Annotated in this window: 18 protein-coding genes and 1 tRNA gene; 5 read left to right on the top strand and 14 right to left on the bottom strand. The window is 34.8% G+C overall.

Annotation, left to right across the window (positions count from 1 at the left end):
- Positions 1-10: 10 nt before the first annotated feature.
- Together HSM_RS08070 and tsaE are read right to left on the bottom strand one after the other, a co-directional pair.
- A complete protein-coding gene (locus tag HSM_RS08070; RefSeq protein ID WP_012340707.1) occupies positions 11-1,219 on the bottom strand; it encodes an N-acetylmuramoyl-L-alanine amidase in 1,209 nt (402 codons plus the stop codon).
- Between the two features lie 3 nt (positions 1,220-1,222).
- Positions 1,223-1,693 carry a tRNA (adenosine(37)-N6)-threonylcarbamoyltransferase complex ATPase subunit type 1 TsaE gene (gene tsaE / locus HSM_RS08065; protein WP_012340706.1) on the bottom strand — a complete coding sequence of 157 codons (471 nt, stop codon included), beginning with the start codon at positions 1,691-1,693 and terminating at the stop codon, positions 1,223-1,225.
- Between the two features lie 231 nt (positions 1,694-1,924).
- Between tsaE and zevA the strand changes: the two genes are divergently transcribed.
- On the top strand, positions 1,925-2,566 hold the full coding sequence (zevA, locus tag HSM_RS08060) for a zinc transporter binding subunit ZevA (protein WP_012340705.1): 642 nt from the start codon (positions 1,925-1,927) through the stop codon (positions 2,564-2,566).
- Positions 2,557-3,564, top strand: a complete 1,008-nt coding sequence (gene zevB, locus HSM_RS08055) for a zinc transporter permease subunit ZevB (RefSeq protein ID WP_012340704.1) — start codon at positions 2,557-2,559, stop codon at positions 3,562-3,564. Before zevA ends, zevB begins: the two co-directional genes overlap by 10 nt.
- A 20-nt stretch (positions 3,565-3,584) precedes the next feature.
- Here zevB and HSM_RS08050 read toward each other — a convergent pair whose 3' ends face one another.
- The 3 genes from HSM_RS08050 to HSM_RS08040 all read right to left on the bottom strand — a co-directional run bounded on the left by HSM_RS08050 (position 3,585) and on the right by HSM_RS08040 (position 5,981).
- On the bottom strand, positions 3,585-4,556 hold the full coding sequence (locus HSM_RS08050) for a calcium/sodium antiporter (RefSeq protein WP_012340703.1): 972 nt from the start codon (positions 4,554-4,556) through the stop codon (positions 3,585-3,587).
- A gap of 188 nt (positions 4,557-4,744) precedes the next feature.
- Positions 4,745-4,820: transfer RNA gene (locus tag HSM_RS08045), tRNA-Asn, on the bottom strand.
- Positions 4,821-5,285: 465 nt separating this feature from the next.
- Positions 5,286-5,981: a SanA/YdcF family protein gene (locus HSM_RS08040; protein WP_012340702.1), complete on the bottom strand. Its 696-nt coding sequence runs from the start codon at positions 5,979-5,981 to the stop codon at positions 5,286-5,288.
- Between the two features lie 187 nt (positions 5,982-6,168).
- Here HSM_RS08040 and metX point away from each other — a divergent pair, with 187 nt between their 5' ends.
- Positions 6,169-7,242, top strand: coding sequence for a homoserine O-acetyltransferase MetX (metX, locus tag HSM_RS08035; protein WP_012340701.1), 1,074 nt, complete (start codon positions 6,169-6,171; stop codon positions 7,240-7,242).
- Positions 7,243-7,288: 46 nt separating this feature from the next.
- Here metX and serS read toward each other — a convergent pair whose 3' ends face one another.
- From serS to proQ, 6 genes are all read right to left on the bottom strand, one after another.
- A complete protein-coding gene (serS, locus tag HSM_RS08030) occupies positions 7,289-8,578 on the bottom strand; it encodes a serine--tRNA ligase (protein ID WP_012340700.1) in 1,290 nt (429 codons plus the stop codon).
- 101 nt (positions 8,579-8,679) lie between these two features.
- The gene (locus tag HSM_RS08025; protein ID WP_012340698.1) at positions 8,680-9,312 is read right to left on the bottom strand and encodes an MBL fold metallo-hydrolase; all 633 of its coding nucleotides are present in this window, start codon (positions 9,310-9,312) and stop codon (positions 8,680-8,682) included.
- A gap of 75 nt (positions 9,313-9,387) precedes the next feature.
- Positions 9,388-9,951 (bottom strand): YcbK family protein, encoded by a 564-nt coding sequence (locus HSM_RS08020; RefSeq protein WP_012340697.1) that lies wholly within the window; start codon positions 9,949-9,951, stop codon positions 9,388-9,390.
- 76 nt (positions 9,952-10,027) lie between these two features.
- Complete coding sequence (locus HSM_RS08015; protein WP_012340696.1) at positions 10,028-11,455, bottom strand: L,D-transpeptidase family protein; 1,428 nt, start codon at positions 11,453-11,455, stop codon at positions 10,028-10,030.
- 64 nt (positions 11,456-11,519) lie between these two features.
- Positions 11,520-13,547: a carboxy terminal-processing peptidase gene (gene prc, locus HSM_RS08010; protein ID WP_012340695.1), complete on the bottom strand. Its 2,028-nt coding sequence runs from the start codon at positions 13,545-13,547 to the stop codon at positions 11,520-11,522.
- Positions 13,548-13,626: 79 nt separating this feature from the next.
- Positions 13,627-14,262: an RNA chaperone ProQ gene (proQ, locus tag HSM_RS08005; protein ID WP_012340694.1), complete on the bottom strand. Its 636-nt coding sequence runs from the start codon at positions 14,260-14,262 to the stop codon at positions 13,627-13,629.
- A gap of 211 nt (positions 14,263-14,473) precedes the next feature.
- On the opposite strand from proQ, the gene HSM_RS08000 reads away from it, so the two are divergent.
- Positions 14,474-15,727 carry a paraquat-inducible protein A gene (locus tag HSM_RS08000; RefSeq protein ID WP_012340693.1) on the top strand — a complete coding sequence of 418 codons (1,254 nt, stop codon included), beginning with the start codon at positions 14,474-14,476 and terminating at the stop codon, positions 15,725-15,727.
- Positions 15,705-18,350 carry a PqiB family protein gene (locus HSM_RS07995; protein WP_012340692.1) on the top strand — a complete coding sequence of 882 codons (2,646 nt, stop codon included), beginning with the start codon at positions 15,705-15,707 and terminating at the stop codon, positions 18,348-18,350. The genes HSM_RS08000 and HSM_RS07995 overlap by 23 nt, the downstream gene beginning before the upstream one ends.
- Before the next feature lie 79 nt (positions 18,351-18,429).
- Here the strand turns inward: HSM_RS07995 and HSM_RS07990 are convergent, their stop codons facing one another.
- The 3 genes from HSM_RS07990 to HSM_RS07980 are packed head-to-tail and all read right to left on the bottom strand — an operon-like array spanning position 18,430 to position 20,594.
- On the bottom strand, positions 18,430-18,978 hold the full coding sequence (locus HSM_RS07990) for a glycosyltransferase family 25 protein (protein WP_157857768.1): 549 nt from the start codon (positions 18,976-18,978) through the stop codon (positions 18,430-18,432).
- A gap of 5 nt (positions 18,979-18,983) precedes the next feature.
- A complete protein-coding gene (locus HSM_RS07985; protein WP_012340690.1) occupies positions 18,984-19,199 on the bottom strand; it encodes a glycosyltransferase family 25 protein in 216 nt (71 codons plus the stop codon).
- Between the two features lie 30 nt (positions 19,200-19,229).
- Positions 19,230-20,594, bottom strand: coding sequence for a sodium-dependent transporter (locus HSM_RS07980; protein WP_012340689.1), 1,365 nt, complete (start codon positions 20,592-20,594; stop codon positions 19,230-19,232).
- Positions 20,595-20,611: the final 17 nt, after the last annotated feature.

The raw sequence follows: 20,611 nt of genomic DNA, 5'->3' as shown, positions 1-20,611 counted from the left end.
TGCTTAGCCCTTATTCACGTAATTTAATTTTTTGCCCTGTTTGTACTTTGCCATCTTTTAGTTTGGGATTGAGTTTGAGCAAAGTTTTCACAGGAATGTTGTATTGACGTGAAATTGCATAGAGTGTTTGATTTTTTTTCACTACATGGAATGTTGCATTTTTATCTTTAGCTTTCTTTTTCTCTTTCGCTTTCTCTTTCTCTTTTGGTGTATTTTCATTGTTAGCAGGAATTTTTATTATTTCACCAAGCCAAAGTTGATTACGATTGAGTTTATTTAAACTGATAATATCTTTAATATTCACTTTATAGATTCTTGCTAATCTCGTTAATCCTTCGCCTGCTTTTACTTTATGACGAATACCGCTGTCTTTAACGGGTGTTTTATTTGTATTATCTACCGCACTGTTGGTTTTTGGTTTAGTTTGGCGGGTATTCTTTGTGGTATTGAGATCTACTTTTAAATTGCGTTTGCGATATTCTACTAAACTATCATAAATAACTTTTGCCAATTTTTTACGGTAGGCAAGGGTATTTAATTTTTTTTCTTCTTCTGCATTGGAAAGAAAACCTGTTTCAACCAAAATAGACGGAATATCAGGGGAACGTAAAACGCCTAAACTGGCATGTTGCGGTGTGCTACGACTTAATTTTGCGATACGAGCAAAGTGACGTAAAACAACTGAACCAAGTTCATAACTAACACGCTGGCTATGTCCAAATTGCAGATCCAATACAGTTTTATCTAGATATTTTTCTTTATGTGAAGCTAAGACATCACCAGCACCGCCTAACAATTCGGAACGTTTTTCATGATCTTCCAGCCATTGTCCCATTTCGCTATTGGCTCGGCGATTGGATAAAACCCAAACCGATGCACCACGTAACAAACTTGATTCAGATGAATCGGCATGAATGGAGATGAGATAATTTGCCTTATGTTTACGTGCGATTTCCGAGCGTTTAGAGACTGAAATATAATAATCGCCTTCTCGTGTGAGTACGGCACGAAAGTGAGGATCTTTATCTAACAATTTCTTTAGTTCACGAGCAATGGAAAGGGTAACATTTTTTTCATAGATATTGAGACGACGTCCAATAGCACCGGGGTCTTTTCCCCCATGTCCGGGATCGATGGCAATTGTCCAAACGTGAGCAAAAGCATGATTAAAGGCGAAAATCGCTAAAATAATGAAAATCAAGCGTTGTAAGTAATTCATGGTTTAAACTAATTGTTGAATAATTAAATGGCCTTGTTCTGATATAGAGTGTAATTCAATACTACGTGCATCATCAAAGTAATTGATATGAACGATTAAATCAGGCTCAGGTAATATGCCTTGCCCTTTTTCTGCCCATTCGATTAAGCAAATGGATCTTTCATTAAAGTAATCTCGAATGCCCATAAATTCCAATTCTTCAGGATCGCTAAGGCGGTAAAGATCGAAATGATAAATATCTTTTTCATCAAGATGATATTCTTCAACTAAGGTATAAGTAGGGCTTTTAACATGACCGGTATGTCCTATACCTTGGATCATTCCTCGACTTAACGTAGTTTTTCCTGCTCCTAAATCACCTTGTAAATAAAGGGTTATTCCTTTGTTACTTTTGATTTGAGCAATACTATGTATCAACTTTTTACCAAATTGACACATAGTATATTCATCAGGAATGTATGTTTGATAGTTCATAAGCCACGTTTTAAAAGTGAAAAACTTGCGAATTGTACCGCACTTTTACTGATTTTTGTTAGCTTTATGTGTGATAATCCGTAAGTTTTTTATCTGACGGTGCCGTAAAACTCTGTTCTTTAGGGGGCTTAATTTCCGCAAACTCAACTTCTCATGATTTTTTTGAAAAGATAAAAATCAACGCTATATTGTGATAGCATAATGCGTACTTAGTTATTTGATTGGAAGAATATGCAACAATTCATTCGTTTATTCGGGATCATTCTTGGTTTTTTGCCTATATACAGTTTAGCTCACCCACACGCTTTTATTGAAATGCAGACAAAACCCATTATTGACAAGCAAAAATTAGTTGGTTTTTCTATGCAATGGATTTTAGATGAATCAAGTTCATCTGCTATTTTATATGATTTGGCTTTTTTGCAAGATGATCAAAAAGAATTACAAAAATTTATTGATGATATGATCCAAAATGTTGTTAATGAACATTATTTTAGTTATTTGTATGATAAGAAAGGAAATAAAATTAAGTATTCTGCAATTCCTCAAAACTATGGATTAAAATCTAACGGTGCACAAGTTTTATATTTTTTTGATTTTTTATTAGCTAAACCTCAGGAGTTATCCAATAACCTTTTTGAATTATCTACTTATGATTCAACCTACTATGTATCTATGTATTACGATAAAGACAAGGAGAAAAGTGCGGTAGATTTTTCGTCACTTCCGCAACATTGTCAAGGAAATGTTGTCGAACCTCAAGTTGATCAAAAATTACGAGAATATGCTGCCTCTTTAGATCGTAACCAACGTGATGAAGACAGCTCGTTAGGCGTTATATTTGCACAAAAAGTAGTTATCCAATGTCAATAAAAAGAACCTATAAACTTATATTATTGCTTGTATTTTTATCGTTAGGTGGCATTTATTTGTTATCATATTTATTTTCACACGTTTTAATTTGGCAGAGAGAATTTAATCAATTACTTTCAAGTTACTTGCATCAAGTAAAACAAGCCCCTGTTTATGCAGGAATGGGATTAATTGTGGTGAGTTTTATTTATGGTGTTCTCCATGCGTTAGGTCCTGGTCATGGAAAGTTTATTATTGGTAGTTATTTAGCAACCCATCAATCCCAGCTCAAAACCAGTATGAAATTAACTTTTTTTGCTTCTTTAATGCAAGGTATTGTGGCGATTTCCCTGACATTAATTGTTGTGGCTATTTTACAGTTATCCTCGAGCTATTTTAAATTAAGTCAGCTTTGGTTAGAACGTGGAGCTTATTTCTTGATGATTATTTTGGGATTGCAATGGATTTGGCAAGGGAGCAAGTCTTTTTTGAAAAAAAATAGTCAGTCGCTAAAAATCAAGCAATTCACGCTCTCTTCAATACCTACCAATAAAATAGGTATGCAAAGTGCGGTACAAAATTTGTCAAGATTTCATGAGCATACGGATAATTGTTCTTGTGGGCATCAGCATTTACCTAATCAGCAACAGTTACAGCAAGCACAGAGTTTAAAATCACAATGTTTGGTTATTTTCACTATTGGAATGCGTCCTTGTTCTGGAGCAATATTTATCCTATTTTTGTCGTATATGTTGGATTTGTATGTTTGGGGAATGTTGGCTACTGTAGCGATGTCACTAGGTGTTGGATTAATGCTGTCAGGTTTTGCATTAATTGTGTTGTATGCACGGAAAAGTGCGGTTCAGTTAGGGCATTTTTATTTTTCAACACATAAGAAGTTTTGGCATATCTTAGTCAGGATACTTGCTGGTCTGATGATTATATTTTTTGCCTTGAGTTTAATGTATGGCACAACTTTACCGATACGTGGGGGAGCTTTGTTAATTGGGAGAAATTAATCTCCCAATTAATTTATTGTTTAAAGTGCGGTGGTAATGAGGAAATAAGTATAGACGATATAACTTGTTATCAATAAACCGCCTTCAATACGATTAATCGAGCCATTTTTTTGATGAGATCCATAGCCGAAAAAGAACAGTGAGAGCGTTAATCCTCCCATAACTAACATATCTCGAGTAAATATTTCATTGCTCACTTGAATTGGGGAAATTAAGCCAGCTATGCCAACGACAGCTAAGGTATTAAATAAATTAGAACCAATAATATTACCAACCGCAAGATCTACTTCACCTTTACGAGCCGCCATGATTGAGGCTGCTAACTCAGGTAATGAAGTGCCAATTGCTACAATAGTAAGACCGATCACTAAATCACTCACACCTAATTGAGAAGCAATTTGAACAGCTCCCCACACCAATAATTGTGAGCTTCCCATTAGTAAAATCAATCCCGTAATCATCCAGAATACTGCTAATTTTACTGATATGGTTTTTTTTTCTTCCAATTCTGTTGTTACATCTTCGGCAAAACTGTCTTGTGCTGATCTTTTGCTTTGCCAAATACTCCAAGCCATGTATATAGCAAAAATAACAAGTAAAATAATTGCATCTAAATGAGAAATTTCAGCATCATAAATTAAGTAAGCAGAAACTGAAGTGACGAAAGTTAAAATGGGTAATTCTTGTTTTAAAACCAGCGAATTAACTATAACAGGTTTGATTAAGGCGGTTAAACCTAAAATTAGGGCAATATTACCAATATTTGAACCATAAGCATTACCTAAAGCAAGCCCGGGATTTCCATTTAAAGCGGAAAGGGCAGAAACGATCATTTCAGGGGCAGATGTTCCAAAACCAACAATGATAATGCCGATCAATAATGCGGACATACCGAGGAAACGAGCCAGCGATGCAGCACCGTCAATAAAACGATCAGCACTCCAAACTAAAATAATTAAACCTGAAATAATAGCGAGTATAGGGAATAACATATTTGAACCTAAACGAGATATAAATGAAGTGTGAAAGTAGCGAGTATAAAATAAATTTCGAGAAATTTGAATATAGAAAAGAAAAAATAAAAGCCCATACAAGGAGAAGATCTAAATGGGCTTAAAGTCTTTTGGTAAATTGAGTTTTTATAAAAGGAGACAAATAAAAACAACCCAAAAGAAAAAACTGGCTCCTCCTGCTGGACTTGAACCAGCGACATACGGATTAACAGTCCGCCGTTCTACCGACTGAACTAAGGAGGAAAAATACCATAAATATGGTCTCATAAGGAGAGGTGCGTATGATAATGATCTGGTGTATGCTTGTCAACAGGATTTTTTTATTATAGTAAAAATTTTTTCATGCAAATTACTATCCACATAACCTGTGGATAACTCTGTAAATTATTCAAGATTTATTTCGCTTAAACCTTGTAAAATCTAGGGTTTCCATATCCTCATATAAAATTGGTTGTAAAATGACATTTTATTATTTTTCAAATGGTTACATTAAGTCTAGAAGTTTTTTTTAAAATTTTTCTGTTTTTTTTCTTTTTTCAATCTTGACAAATATAAGTCTGTGTAAAACCTTAAAATTTTTACTTGTTCGTGATTAATAAATGTTTTGTCAAAAGTGCGGTAGAAAATGGTTGGAAAATAATATGTTGTCTGATGGGATTTTTAACTTTATTGTCTTTTTTATAAGCTTACTAGATTATTTAGCGAAGATCATAATTGAGTTATTGGCGTCGGGAGCGGTTCTGGATTTCCCAAAAAATAAGGCTCTTTTTCTAATACAATATCTAAAATCGCTTTTACTCTTGCAAATAATTCTCTCATTCGTACAGATAAGTAGTTGGCAGGTGATTTTGCCGCAAAGCAGATAGCATCAATATCGTAGAATTTTGCGATAAATAAGGCCCGTTCGCAGTGAAATTGTTGGGTAATAATTGTCATGGGCTGTGCTTTAAAGACTTTATCTGCACGAATGACGGAATCTAACGTTCTAAAACCGGCAAAATCCATATACATAACATCTTCCGGAATATCCATTTTTCGCAAATCTTTAAACATGGTTATGGGTTCATTGTATTGCATTGTTCTGTTATCACCACTCAATAATAAATAATCAATTTTCTCTTGTTTAAAAAGCTCAACAGTAGCAGTCAGGCGATTGTTGTAGTAGAGATTGGGATTATTTTTACTAAAGTATTTCGCTGTGCCTAATACAATACCATAAGGGCGGGAGGGAAGTTCTTCAATTTTTGTATAAATTCTGTCCTGAACATACCAAGCTATGCAACGATCAATGATAATAAGGGAAAAAAATGTAAAAATGCTGAAAGCAAAGCCGTAATGTAGTAATCGCTTGACGAGTGTTATTATCCATTGTGGAAAAGAAAGTTGTGTGAAATCTAAGTTCATTTTATAGCTGCCTCGTTCGGAGGCTACAAAATAATGAAAAAAGCGGGTAATTTCAAGTAAATTTTATTGGCTGTCTAGATGTTTGGATGGCTAAAAATTCCTTGACAATGAAACAGAGTATGAGTAGTTTACATGGGTTGCTTTTATAAAGTGCGGTGCTTTTTATTAAGATTTTTGAGAAATTTACATGGCTGTACAAACTTTAACGCTTTTTACCGATTATCCCTTGATGTTAGTACAAGGTGGGCAATTAAAAAATATTGAAGTTGCTTATCAGACTTATGGTACTTTAAATAAAGATAAGAGCAATGTCATTTTAATTTGTCATGCTTTGACCGGCGATGCTGAACCCTATTTTGCTGATAAATCGCAAAATGGTTGGTGGCAGAGTTTTATGGGGGAGGGATTGGCACTTGATACGAGTAAATATTTTTTTATTTGTTCTAATGTATTGGGCGGCTGTAAAGGGACAACAGGTCCTTCGTCCATTAATCCTGATACAAATAAACCTTACGGTAGTCAGTTTCCGCATATTATTGTACAAGATATGGTGAAAGTTCAGCGAGAACTGCTGAATACATTGGATATAGCAAAACTTTATGCTGTGATTGGTGGATCGTTCGGGGGAATGCAAGCGACACAATGGGCTATTGATTATCCTGATTGCGTTAGCAGAGTGGTTAATCTTTGTTCGTCACTTTATTTAAGTGCGGAGGCAATCGGGTTTAATCATGTGATGCGTCAAGCGATTATTAATGATCCTCATTTTAATAATGGAGATTATTATGACAGACTGCCTCCAAGTAAAGGGTTATCTATTGCGAGAATGTTGGGTATGCTGACCTATCGTACCGATTTTCAATTAGAAAAAGCGTTTGGACGAGCTAAAAAAGCGGAAAGTCTGTATTGGGGAGATTATTTCCAAGTTGAATCTTATTTAACTTATCAAGGGAAAAAATTTTTGGAACGTTTTGATGCCAATAGCTATGTGCATTTATTGCGGGCTTTAGATTTATATGATCCGGCTTGGAACTATAAGGACATTAAGGCTGCATTAAGTCGTATAAAAGCACGCTATACTTTGGTTGCAGTTACTACTGATCAGCTGTTTAAATTGACCGATCTACATAAAAGTAAAGCATTATTGGAGCAAAGCGGCGTTGATTTAAATTATTATGAATTTCCTTCAGATTATGGACATGATGCTTTTTTAGTAGATTATGATTTCTTTGAGAGTAAGATTATGACAGGTTTGGCTTGATGAGATAACGCTCCCAAAAGGAGCGTTGTTATCTTTCGGCAACAGATTATTTACCAATAATTTCTATTCCATTCATATAAGGGCGTAATACTTCCGGTACGGTAATAGAGCCATCTGCATTTTGATAATTTTCAAGAATGGCAACTAAAGTGCGGCCAACAGCTAGTCCCGATCCATTTAAAGTATGTACTAAGCGTGTTTTTTTATCGCCTTTTGCACGACAACGGGCTTGCATACGACGTGCTTGGAAATCCCACATATTTGAGCAAGAAGAAATCTCACGATACGTATTTTGTGCCGGAATCCACACTTCCAAATCATATGTTTTAGTAGCTCCGAATCCCATGTCGCCTGTACACAATAAAACTTTACGATAAGGTAAATTTAAAAGTTGTAATACTTTTTCTGCCTGATTTGTCAATTCTTCCAGTGCTTCCATTGATTTTTCCGGTTCAACAATTTGTACTAATTCAACCTTATCAAATTGATGCATACGGATTAAACCTCGAGTATCACGACCGTAAGAACCTGCTTCAGAACGGAAACAAGGCGTATGTGCGGTCATTTTTATTGGTAAATCAGCTTCATCGATGATTTCATCTCGAACTAAGTTTGTTACAGGCACTTCGGCGGTAGGGATTAACGCATAAGTCTGTTCATTTTCTAGGGGTTTTATATGAAATAACTCCTCACCAAATTTTGGTAACTGCCCCGTTCCATAAAGTGTTGTATGATTGACTAAATAAGGTACATAAGCCTCTGTATAGCCATGTTGCTCAGTATGTAAATCTAGCATAAACTGTGCCAAGGCTCGATGCATTCTTGCAATTTGCCCTTTTATTACGGCAAAACGAGCACCACTTAATTTAACACCAGCAGCAAAATCTAACCCACCTAATATTTCCCCTAAGGCAACATGATCTTTCACTTCGAAATCAAATTTTTTTGGTGTTCCCCAACGAAAAACTTCTTTATTATCAGAATCATCTTTTCCTAAAGGTACTTCATCAGCAGGAATATTGGGAATTGTTAATGCCAATTGCTCAATTTCCGTTAATACATTCGCTAATTCTTCTTTGACAGTATTTAATTCGGCTCCCATATGATCAACTTCTGCCAATAAAGTAGAAATATCTTCTCCTCTAGCTTTTGCCGCACCAATTGTTTTTGAGCGAGAGTTACGTTCGGCTTGTAAAGTTTCCGTTTTAATTTGTAAAGTCTTACGTTGTTCTTCTAATTGTGAAAATTTATCTACGTCGAGAATAAAGCCACGTCTTACTTTTAATTTTTCCGCAATTTCAGAAAGATTATTGCGTAATAAAGTTGGATCAATCATTTTGCTACCTTTATAGAATTCAAGATAAATTAATAAATGTTGACTATTCTAGTGAATTGTCCTTTAAGTGTAAATCAATAACATAATTTGCATCTTAACTTTTAGCGGATATAAGGATTGTATTTTTTCTCTTTTCCTATGGTTGTATAATTACCATGTCCTGAAATAATAATCATATCATCATCTAACTTCCATAACTTGTCACGAATAGATTGAATTAATTCAGTATGATTTCCTCTTGGAAAGTCTGTTCTTCCGATACTATTTTGGAACAAAACATCTCCGGTAAAAGCAATTTTTTTACTATATTCGATAAAACCGACATGACCGGGAGTATGCCCCGGAAGATGCAATACTTCAAAATTCATTTCCCCAATACGGACAATTTCATACTCCTGATTTAACCATCTATCAGGTTTAAATACCTCAGTCTCAAAAAGTAAGCCAAATTGCTCAGATTGTTGTGGTAAGCTATTAAATAAAAAATCATCTTTTTCATTAGAACCCCAAATTTCTACATTAAAATATTGTTTTAACTTCAGTGCGGCTCCGACATGATCAATATGTCCATGGGTCAGTAAGATCAATTCAAGATTTAAGCCTAATTCTTCAATGCGTTTAATTAATTTTGTCGCTTCACCACCGGGATCAATAATAGCCGCACTTTTGTTATTATCCCAAATGATTGAACAATTTTGCTGAAATGCCGTTACCGGCACAATTTCAATATTCATATCATTTCCTTATTTATTTAAATAATAAAACCGCACTTTGAATAAAGTGCGGTCAACTATATTACGTTTAGTATTTTAGCTACCTCGCCAAGTACGAACTGGCCCCGTATCCACATGAATAAAATTGCTGCGAGGATAGTAACCAACACCGCCATTTTTCAAATTTTCTGCTGTTTGACGAAGTTTCGCTAATGAAACCCCCTCAATGCGAAAATCAATTGCTTGTCCACGAGTATGATAGCTGTTACGTGCGACACCTCGACCACTACGTAGCATGGCGGAATTACTCGCCGGAGAACGATACCCGCAAATAATTTGAATTTCAGAATTTTGCAAACCTAAGTTGTTTTGAATATGAACAAATTTATGAAATAACTTGGGATCCATTTTATGAATTTGATTATTGCGTTTATCTCGCATTAAATGATCTATTTTTTTCAAATCAGAGCTGGAAAAACCTTTATTGGCAAAAAATTCACCACGAAATCTCTCTCCAGTATTGATGTTTCTAAAAGATAAAAATTTAGATTTAGAAGGCTTCGGTAATACGGCTAAAACACTTTGAGGTAACAAGGCTGCACTAAGAATAATCCCTCCTAAAGATAGCCATTTGCGACGATTTTGATTAATTTCATTCATATAATATTTCGTTATAAAGTGCTAAATGATTTGCTTTCGACAGCAAACATAATATTTAGTTCTTGCTGCTCACATTTTAATTTAGATACCATTTAATAATATTCCAGTTAATATAAGTTAAATGAGGTACTTGATCATACTCATAAATATCAGGTAATGTTTTCACGACATCGTTTTCAACCCAAGTAGTAACATAATATAAATATACAGGATTATCGGAGCGAATATTCTCCGAAGTATTTTTTTTACTATTAAGCACGTTTTGCTTACGTTCTTCTGTCCAACCGGCTTCTGTTAATAAAATTGTCGCCAGTTGATCTGACTTTTCTACACGAACACAACCTGAACTTAATGCTCTATTTTTTTTGCTAAATAATCCTCTATTTGGTGTATCGTGTAAATAAATTGCATCTGAACTGGGCATATTAAATTTATAGTTTCCTAATGCACTTCCTCCCGGAGCTTGGCGGATTCGATAGGGAAAATTAGTGCCTATAGTATTCCAATTTATTGAAGAAGGATCTATAACCTGCCCCTTGCTATCACTTATGGTATAACTATTACGAGCAACATAATCCGGATCAAGTTTAATCTTTGGCACGATATCTTCATTAATTAAACGAGGAGTAGGTATCCAAGGCGGATTAACAACAATATTACTTAGCTTACTATACATTACCGGTGTTTTACGTGCTTTTTTACCGACAATGACTTTAGAGTTTAAAACTAATTCTCCATCTCTATAATAATTTAATTGATAACTTGGAATATTAACAAAAATACCGTTGTTAAAATCAGGAATAATCCTTAAACGCTGTGCATTAATTGCTAATTTGTATAATATTGACTTGTCATCTTGGGGTATTAATTTACTCAGGTAAGTTATAATTTTCTCATATTGCTCATTATGTTGAGCTAATTGTTCGATGAACATCAAATTTTCATTATGTTTTATTGATGATAGCCATCGTTGAATATCTTGTTTTGATGGCAATTGAGCTTTGTAGCTATTCGTTGAGTAGAACCACTGTTGTGCAAAATTTTTTGCATTTTTTGAATAATACATATAATCCAAAAATGCGTCGGTCAGCAACATATCATAAACTAACCCTCCTATTTCAGATGCTTTATAAATATCATTCAATAATCTTGCCGCTCTTTCAGAGACTCCGCTTGCAACTATTGCGGCATATTCACGTAAAAACATTTTTTCAGCTTGCTTATCTTCCCAAAGCAATGCATAGTCATTTTCAACATAAATACGACCAATTGTAGTTTTAAATTGTAAATCTATATTTCTGAGCAAAGAATGTAATTGTTCATATAATCTAGGCTGATATTCCTCGGATAGTTGTTGTTCCAATAAATCTAATTCAAACAATAATTGTGATTTACTTAAAGTAATGTTATTAATCTCATCTACAGAAGTAAACTTTTGTTGTGCATAAATATGAGTCGTAGTGCCTAATAATAAGATTAATAAGATAACTTTAATTTTTCGCATTTTAGTTCCTTAGATAACAAAAAAGACCGCACTTTTCAAAAGTGCGGATATTTTAAATCTTATTTTACTCAGCCATTTTTTTATTAAATTCAATTAAATCTACCGCAATCTTCTGAGCTTCTTTTAAATAAAAATCAGGATCCTCATAATCTTTCGGCAAAGCTTCAAGATCTTTTAGTGGTTTTTTCCCTTCTCGTTTGAAACGAGCATTAAGATCTTTCAAGCGTTTTTCATCATCTTTATCATTTTCAGCTTTTCTTTGAGCAAAGTTCAACGATAAAAACTTACGTTTTTTTCTTTCATCACGAATCTTTAAATCTTCATCCAGTGCAATAAACTCAGGGTCTTTCGCAATACGTTCAAGATGTTTCTGATTCAATATATCTACCGGCAGGCGTGCATTACCGACTTCAGAATATGACGCTGATGGAATTTTATCCCAAGGTAACGCATTATCTTCTTTTTCTTCCCCATATTCTTCATCATCAATAGAGGAGGGAAAAATAATATCCGGAGCGACTCCTTTTAATTGAGTACTGCCACCGTTAATTCTATAAAACTTTTGAATAGTATATTGCAGTAAACCCAAAGGAGCCATACTATTTGAATCATATACAAAGTTCAGTGATCTACTTTGCTGAACCGTTCCTTTGCCAAAAGTATTTTGCCCAAGAATAATGGCTCGATTATAATCTTGCATCGCAGCTGAAAAAATCTCCGATGCGGATGCACTAAATCGGTCAATCATAACAAGCAAGGGACCGGAATAAACTTGCTCTGTATCAGGATCATCATATATACGAATACGTTGATGTGCGTCCCGCACTTGAACCACAGGACCGTCAGTAATAAATAAACCGGTTAACTCAATAGCTTCCGGTAAAGAACCGCCACCATTTCCACGTAAATCAATGATTAAAGCTTCCGCTTTTTTAGCTTCAACTTCAGCAAGTAATTTACGTACATCCTCAGTTAAGCCATTATAAAACCCCGGAATTTTAATCATGGCGATCTTGTTACCAGCAACAGTTTCAACTGTTAGTTTAGCCGCTTGATCTTCTAAACGAACACGATCTCGCACTAACGTAATAATTTGAGATTTTCCACCTTTAGCTGGTTCTATTTCTAAACGAACTTTTGTTCCTTTCTTCCCCTTGATTTTATCAACAACATCATCAATACGCCAACCGACTACATCTTCAATTTCCCCTGTCGCTTGCCCGACTCCAATAATTTTATCACCGGCTTTAAGCTTTTTACTACGATCTGCCGGAGCACCGGGAACAAGCGATTTTATAGTGGTTTCACCATCTTCTGACTGTAAAGTTGCACCTATTCCCTCAAGAGACAAGTTCATGTTTTCATTGAAATTTTTAGCTGTGCGAGGTGCCAAATAACTGGTATGGGGATCGATCTCTCTTGCAAAAGCATTCAAATACAATTGTACAATATCATCAGACTTTACTTTACTTAGATGCTGAATAGCTAAATTATAACGTTTAACTAACCTCGTTTGAATTTCAGGCCATTTTTTACCTTTTAACTTTAAGTTAATCACATCATTTTTGACTCGATGTTCCCATAACTTATTTGCCTCAGTTTCATTTTTTGGCCAATCCGCTTTTTCCCGATCTATTTCAATTTGATCATTGCCATTTAAATCAGGCTCTTCATCCAATAAAGATAGAGCATAACGATAACGCTCATAGCGACGCTTCATCAATAACTCATACATATTAAAGGCAATATCTAGTTTTCCCTCATTTAACACATCATCAATTTTATCCGCATACGTTGCTCTCATATTATCAATATCAGATTGCAAAAAAGTATTACGATTAAAATCAAGTGCTTTCAAATAACGATCAAAAATCCGCTGAGAAAACTCATCATTGAGTTCTACTGCTTGATAATGTGAATGAACCAAACGAGCAGCAGTTCTTTTAGTTGCTAATTGATTTTCTTGCGTTATCTGTGGAATAACAAGATCCGTTAGTTTCAGTTTTGGTTCAACTGCGACGGCGTAATTTAAACTTAAAACAAAGCCAAACAGCAAACAAAGCAAATAACGCAGTTGTTGAGGTAATTTCATAGATCACTTTCCTAAAATAATTAAACACGAAAATAATACCAGAGGAGATGAGGTACTAAATTAGCCATGTATTATAAAATTACGCAAATAAACGATCCGCACTTACAGTTAATATCAATCCATTCTCTAATTCAACACGGGCACCCTCTTTAACCACTTCTAATATCTCAGCCTTAGTAGTTTTATCTCCCGCTTTAACTCTCACCACATCTCCTTTTTGTAAATTTGCTAAATCAACGTTGACAAAAATTTGTTCAACTTGACGGGGGTTGGAGAATTTCTTTCCAGCTGATTTCTTATTTTCTGACTTATTCCCTGAATGATGTACAGAGCGTTTTTTATTTGCTTTTGGATTATTTGCTTTTTCAACCGCACGTCTTTCAGCAACTTTCGCTTTAGCTTCTGCTAACTTAGCTGCTGCATGCTCAACGTGCTCTTGTTCTAAAATACCGGCAGGTTCACCATTTAAATCCACACGTACCGCACCGGCACGACAACCATGTAAATAACGCCAGTTAGAAGTATATTGACGCAAGGCTTGGCGTAATTGAGTTTTACTCACTTTTTCATCGTTTGCTAGCGCTTCAGCCAAATCCTGAAATAAACCAATTTTCAATGGTTTCGCTTCACCTTCCAATGAAAAACATAATGGGAACTTTTCTGCTAAGTAAGCAATAATTTCTTTGTTATTTGTTAATTTTTGAATTTCAGTCATGTTATATATTCCTGTCTTAATGACTTTTTAGATAAAAAAACTCGCCACATTTTAGCTTAAAACAAAAAAAAATAAACAATTAATACTTAAATGAAACGAAACTTTCACTAAAAATGACCGCACTTTTCTCTTATGACTATAATGAAAAATAGTATTTCCGATAAAAATTAGGTTAGAATAGCCTTTCTTTATTATTCATCAATAAGACAACATGCAGAAAAAAACTAATTTATCACAAGCTAAATACTGCCTTATAAGTTGCACTGATTGTAATGCGTTAGTTTCTGTTGGCTTATTACAAAAAAATCAATCAGCGAATTGTCCTCGTTGTCACAAAGTACTGCAAAACACTTCCGGTTGGAATTTGAAACGTTGTGCAATCATCGCATTGACTATTTTGATTTTAATGCCGTTTGCCTTAGGGTACCCATTATTAACCATCAACCTGCTTGGTACGCCAGTAAATGCGTCTGTTTGGCAAGGTATATGGAAAATGGCAATTCAAGGCTATCCTTACACTGCATTTATGATTTTTCTATGTGCGGTATTTATGCCTATAAGCTTTGCTTTATTAGTTATTTTACTTCGTTTATCACAGCTATTAGACATCAGACCTCGTCACTTACTGTTAACGTTAAATTATCTAAAACCCTGGGTGATGTTTGATGTTTATTTAGTTGCTTTGGGCGTAACCATGTTCAAAGTACAAGAATATGCAAGCCTACATATTAATAGCTATTTAATTGCATTTATTTTTACCGCACTTTTGACCACATTATTATTTATAAAAATCAATCCTGCTGAATTGTGGCGGCATTTTTATCCCCAAAAAACTCCGCTACAACAAAAAAATCTTCCTATTATTGCGTGCAAGCATTGTGAACATACTTTCAATCATTGTCATACGGATAGAAAACGACGCCCCATTTGCCCACGTTGTCTATCACGCCTTGATTTTTCAGATGAAGTCTATTTACAGCGAACTTGGGCAACCTTATTGGCTGCGGTCGTAATGATTATTCCTGCTAATTTGCTTCCAATGTCGATAGTTTATGTGAACGGTATAGCAACAGAAGACACATTAATGTCCGGCGTTCTGACCTTTATCAATTTAGGAAGCTACTTTGTAGCATTTGTTGTATTTGTGGCCAGTATTTTTATTCCTTTCAGTAAGATTTTAATTATGTGTTATCTTTTGTTCTCCATTCATTTTAAATGGCAACATTCGATTCACCTGCAAATACGCTTGCTCCATTTTGTACATTTCGTAGGACGTTGGTCCATGCTTGACTTATTTGTACTTGCTCTGATGATGTCATTAGTAACAAGAGGGCAACTTATTGATTTTTCAGTAGGTCCTGCCGCATTTTATTTCGGAGCAACGGTATTTTTAACAATGATGTCGACTTCACAATTTGATAGTCGTTTACTTTGGAATATTTATGACAAACAAAAAATTAGATAATCAAATAGAAACAATGGAAGAATTGAAAGCCCAAATTAAACAAACCAAACGTATATCGCCTTTTTGGTTACTGCCCTTTATTGCATTATGTATCTGTACACTTTTGTTCTTTCAGATTATTAAAGAGCAAGGGGAAAGTATTAAGATAACTTTTGTGAATGGAGCCGGTTTAGTTGCCGGAAAAACACAAATTCGCTATCAAGGGTTACAAATTGGCGTAGTAAAAAAAGTAAATTTCACTGATGATCTCAAAAAAGTGGAAGTATTAGCAAATATTTATCCGGAGGCAAAAAGCATCCTCAAGGAAAATACAAAATTTTGGTTAGTGCAGCCTAGTGCTTCTTTGGCGGGAATCTCCGGAATTGATGCTTTAGTTTCTGGTAATTATATCACATTACAACCCGGCGATGGTAAGCCGGAAAATACGTTTATTGCGGAAACCGAAGCTCCATTAACACAAGTTAATGATGGTGATTTGTTAATTCATTTACTGGCAGATGATTTGGGTTCTTTATCCAGCGGAGCCTCGGTTTACTTTAAAAAAATTCCTGTGGGACAAATTGCCGATTACCGGTTCACGAAAGATCAGAAAAAAGTTGAAGTTGATGTTATCATCAACAAAGCCTATTCTCACTTTGTCAAAAAAGACAGTCATTTTTGGAACATTACCGGAATCAACGCAAATTTAAGTTTATCAGGTATCAATATTCAAGCAGATAGCTTAAACGCAATAGTACAGGGGGCTGTTGCATTTGATTCTCCAAGAGAAAGTCCTAGAGCTGAAAATAATGCACACTATACGTTATATGAAAATATTCAAGCTGCTAAAAGAGGTACGGAAATCAACGTTATTGTTCCTAATGTAGCAGGATTAGATGCTGGACACACTAAAATCTATTCGCAAGATATACAAATTGGCGTGTTATCTGAATTAAGTGCGGTAGAAAATAGCGAAAAAATTTTACACGGGAAATTATTAGTTGATCCGAATATGAAATATTTGTTTAAAACAGGCTCAATTCTTGTTTTACGTGATCAAAGACTTTCGCTCGGCGATTTAACCGATGTGAAAAATTTTTTGCGAGGAAAATACATTGATGTTATTGCCGGTATGGGAGAAGCACAAACGACTTTTCATGTCATTAAAGAAAACGAGCTTTTACTCAAACAACCCAATACCCTAGTAATAAACCTCATTTCACCCGAAACCTACGGTATTACAGAAGGGCAACCACTTTACTATAATCACCAAAATATTGGTGAAATTGTCAACATTACCAGTACACCGGAACGCGTTATTTTCCAAGTAGCAATAGCGGAAAAATATCGTCAACTTATTCATAAAAATACATTATTTATTGCAGCGAGTAACTTTGATATTAGTTTGGGTATTGATGGCTTAAGAATGGAAGCTGCTAGTCCGAAAAAATGGTTGCAAGGGGGAATTAGGGTTATATCAAGCGGTAAAAAGGAAGGACAAGCACAACAAGAATATCCTTTGTATAAGGATTTAACCAGTGCAGAATTCGGTATTACCGATAATATTTTAGAGCCTAATATCACGTTAACTACAAAAAATCTACCAAGTATAAATAAAGGCTCGCTTGTACTTTATCGTCAATATGAAGTTGGTAAGATTTTAGATATTAGACCAACGGCTAATCATTTTGAAGTTGATGTTTTTATTTACCCCAAACATAAACATTTACTTACAACCAAAAGTCTTTTTTGGGTAGAAAGTGCGGCACAAATTGATATAACGCCAAAGGGAATTAGTATTCAGGCAACCCCTATTGCCCGTTCTTTGAAAGGTGCTGTCAGCTTTGATAATTCAGGCTCAGGAAGCAATAAAACCCTTTATGCAAATGAAATGAAGGCTAAGTCGGCAGGACAAATTATTACGTTTATCGCTGATGATGCAACAAACTTGACTAAAGGTATGGCACTACGCTATATGGGGCTTTCTATAGGAGAAATAGAGCAAATTAATCTAACCGAAGATCATAAAATCGAGGCTACTGCATTAATTCATGCAAAATACATGAATATCATTGCGAAAGAAAACAGTAAATTTCGCCTCATTTCACCGCACATTTCAGCCGGTGGCATTGATAATATTGATAGTTTATTACAACCTTATATTGATGTAGAAATTGGACAAGGTGCAAAAAAAACAAACTTTAATTTGCTTTCGTCCGTACCTCCGGCAAACAAATACGGCAACGGCTTTCCAATTATTCTGGAAGCCACTGATGCCACAAACATCAGTATCGGATCCCCTGTGATGTATCGTGGTATAGAGGTAGGTACTATATCTAAACTGGAACTAAATCAATTAGGTGATCGAGTTTTAGTTCATTTATTAATTGCTAAGAAATACCAACACTTTGTTCGCCAAAATACAGAGTTTTGGATTTCTTCCGGGTACGGTGTGGAAATTGGCTTGAGCGGATTGTCCATTAATACGGGAACCATGCAGCAATTGCTTAAAGGCGGTATTTCTTTCTCTACACCATCAAGTAAAGTAATACAACCTCAAGCAAAAGCAAATCAACGTTTCTTATTGCAAGAAAAACGTCCAACGTCAGCAGAAAATTGGAATTTAGGTATCTTAAAGGAGTAAATAACAGAAATAATCTAACCTAAAAAGTTAGATTATTGATTTCTGCCTACAAAGCTACCCATTTAGAATGTATTACAAACTACAATTTTTCAAAGGGTTTATGTAACATTTTTTGTATTCTCTTTATATTTGCTTTTAATTTATTTTGCCAACTCAGTTGGTTGTATAAAAGACGATATGCGTTATTTTTCTTAATTGTGCGTTGCTTTGTATATTTTCTAGGGTTGTCGCAATCTATCTCTGATAAGTTTGAAATTTCTGGAGCGGGTTTTACTAAGTCAGTATTTAGACAATATAAATCGCAGGCACCTAACCAGTAATAAAACTTAAAAGCATCAATTTCAAACTTGATTGGCGTTTGGATGTTTAGAATATTTTCTGCTGCTTGTCTGTTAATGACATAGCCACAAGCATAGAATAAATTGTGAGCAGAAAAAATAGATATAGCACTATTAAGATCTTTTACTTTTTTCTTTTTATAAATGCTGTTAAATAAAACGAGAATAGATGGATTTTGCAAAGAGGATATAAAGTTTGTAATTTCGTTAATGACTTCAGGCGTAAAGTTATCAGAAAAGAGAATATCATCTTCAAAAATAAAAATGTATTCTTGATTACTTTCTAACAATCGTTTTACCCCCCCCCCTCCAGATGACTTTTTGCACAACAAATTTCTCCTGGGGTTAAAAATGTATTAGGGATAGTAAGCGTTGATAATTCTTCTTTTGATAAATCACGAGCCATAATTGCATCATAAAAATTAGGGGTAATCCCTAATTTTTTAGTTTCATTTTCAATATGATGACGACGGATATCATTATTTTTATCTGAGATAAATATATGGTGCATAGTGTCCTCTATAAATTAAACAGTTTTAGATTAAACAAAATTACTTACAAAAATCACGATAATAATTAATGGTACAGCAAATTTTACATAATTGAACCAAATCTGAGTCAATAAAGAATTTGGATTTTGGGAGAGTTCTTTTATCGCATCTTCTTTTAGTACAAAGCCTACAAAAATAGCACACCCAAGTGCGGTCAATAAAAATAAAATATTACCGCTGACATAGTCAAACGTATCGAAGATACTTTTACCAAAGAATGTGACGTCTTTTAACAAATTATCACTTAATATTGATGGAATATTACCGATTAAGAAAATTGTGCCTAACGTGATAAAAATTGCTTTTGCACGACGCATTCTAAGTTTTTCTTGTAGTGCGGTAATAATTACTTCATAAATGGTGATTGAGGTTGTTAGGGCTGCGATGAGCAGTAAGCTAAAGAAGACAACAGCAAAAATACGCCCTGCCCATAAGTGTGAGAAAACAATGGGTAAACTTTGGAAAACTAAGGTTGGTCCTGCATTCGGTTCAATCCCAAAAGTAAATAATGACGGGAAAATCATAAAGCCTGACAGGACAGCTATAATTGTATTTGTAAATCCGGTTATAACGGCGGTTTGGATGAGATTTTCTTCTTTGCTGAGGTAACTGGAAAGTGTGATAATTACACCAAATCCCAAACTTAGTGCAAAGAAAACTTGTCCAAGTACGAGGATAAACAATTTTGGCGTGATTTTAGAAAAATCAGGTTTGAGGTAATAAATAATTCCTTCCATTGCTCCCGGTAAAGTAACGTTACGAATAACCATACCGATAAGGCAAATAAACAATAAGGGCATCAAATATTTTACCGCTTGCTCAATGCCGCCAATAATTCCTTTAGCAAGAATAATATAGTTAATGACGACAAAAATCAGTGTATAAATTATGATTTGTAGCGGACTTTCAGTAATACTCGCTTGATAAAAATTTTGGGCATATTCTTTGTTAATTACCGATGAAATATCTAGGGAACCGGTAATGAGATTGATGATATAATTCATTACCCAACCACCAAGTACCATATAGTACGCCATAATACCAAATGCACCGAGTAATCCCATATAGCCAATAATTTTCCACGCTTTAGAAATATTTTTTCCTTCTAATTTATCACTGAATGCATCAATTGAATTAACACGTAAGCGACGACCGATGACATTTTCCACTAAAATCATTGGAATGCCGATAACTAACATGGCAATACAAAAGAGCAGTACATAAGCACCGCCGCCATTTTCACCTACTAAATAAGGAAATCGCCAAGTTGCACCAAATCCAACGGTTGCTCCGGCTACTGTCATGACATAGGTTAATCGACTGGACCAAGTTTGTCTTTTTGGGGTGTTTGTCATAATGTTATACCTTCGTT

This window comes from Histophilus somni 2336 (assembly GCF_000019405.1).
Lineage (GTDB): Bacteria > Pseudomonadota > Gammaproteobacteria > Enterobacterales > Pasteurellaceae > Histophilus > Histophilus somni.
Note: the sequence above shows the minus strand (reverse complement) of the source record. Positions and strands in the feature narration are given on the sequence as shown.

Bases quoted from the DNA above. Each gene is read 5' to 3' on its own strand.
- HSM_RS08070 (WP_012340707.1), bottom strand. From the start codon at position 1,219: ATGAATTACTTACAACGCTTGATTTTCATTATTTTAGCGATTTTCGCC.
- tsaE (WP_012340706.1), bottom strand. From the start codon at position 1,693: ATGAACTATCAAACATACATTCCTGATGAATATACTATGTGTCAATTT.
- zevA (WP_012340705.1), top strand. From the start codon at position 1,925: ATGCAACAATTCATTCGTTTATTCGGGATCATTCTTGGTTTTTTGCCT.
- zevB (WP_012340704.1), top strand. From the start codon at position 2,557: ATGTCAATAAAAAGAACCTATAAACTTATATTATTGCTTGTATTTTTA.
- HSM_RS08050 (WP_012340703.1), bottom strand. From the start codon at position 4,556: ATGTTATTCCCTATACTCGCTATTATTTCAGGTTTAATTATTTTAGTT.
- HSM_RS08040 (WP_012340702.1), bottom strand. From the start codon at position 5,981: ATGAACTTAGATTTCACACAACTTTCTTTTCCACAATGGATAATAACA.
- metX (WP_012340701.1), top strand. From the start codon at position 6,169: ATGGCTGTACAAACTTTAACGCTTTTTACCGATTATCCCTTGATGTTA.
- serS (WP_012340700.1), bottom strand. From the start codon at position 8,578: ATGATTGATCCAACTTTATTACGCAATAATCTTTCTGAAATTGCGGAA.
- HSM_RS08025 (WP_012340698.1), bottom strand. From the start codon at position 9,312: ATGAATATTGAAATTGTGCCGGTAACGGCATTTCAGCAAAATTGTTCA.
- HSM_RS08020 (WP_012340697.1), bottom strand. From the start codon at position 9,951: ATGAATGAAATTAATCAAAATCGTCGCAAATGGCTATCTTTAGGAGGG.
- HSM_RS08015 (WP_012340696.1), bottom strand. From the start codon at position 11,455: ATGCGAAAAATTAAAGTTATCTTATTAATCTTATTATTAGGCACTACG.
- prc (WP_012340695.1), bottom strand. From the start codon at position 13,547: ATGAAATTACCTCAACAACTGCGTTATTTGCTTTGTTTGCTGTTTGGC.
- proQ (WP_012340694.1), bottom strand. From the start codon at position 14,262: ATGACTGAAATTCAAAAATTAACAAATAACAAAGAAATTATTGCTTAC.
- HSM_RS08000 (WP_012340693.1), top strand. From the start codon at position 14,474: ATGCAGAAAAAAACTAATTTATCACAAGCTAAATACTGCCTTATAAGT.
- HSM_RS07995 (WP_012340692.1), top strand. From the start codon at position 15,705: ATGACAAACAAAAAATTAGATAATCAAATAGAAACAATGGAAGAATTG.
- HSM_RS07985 (WP_012340690.1), bottom strand. From the start codon at position 19,199: ATGCACCATATATTTATCTCAGATAAAAATAATGATATCCGTCGTCAT.
- HSM_RS07980 (WP_012340689.1), bottom strand. From the start codon at position 20,594: ATGACAAACACCCCAAAAAGACAAACTTGGTCCAGTCGATTAACCTAT.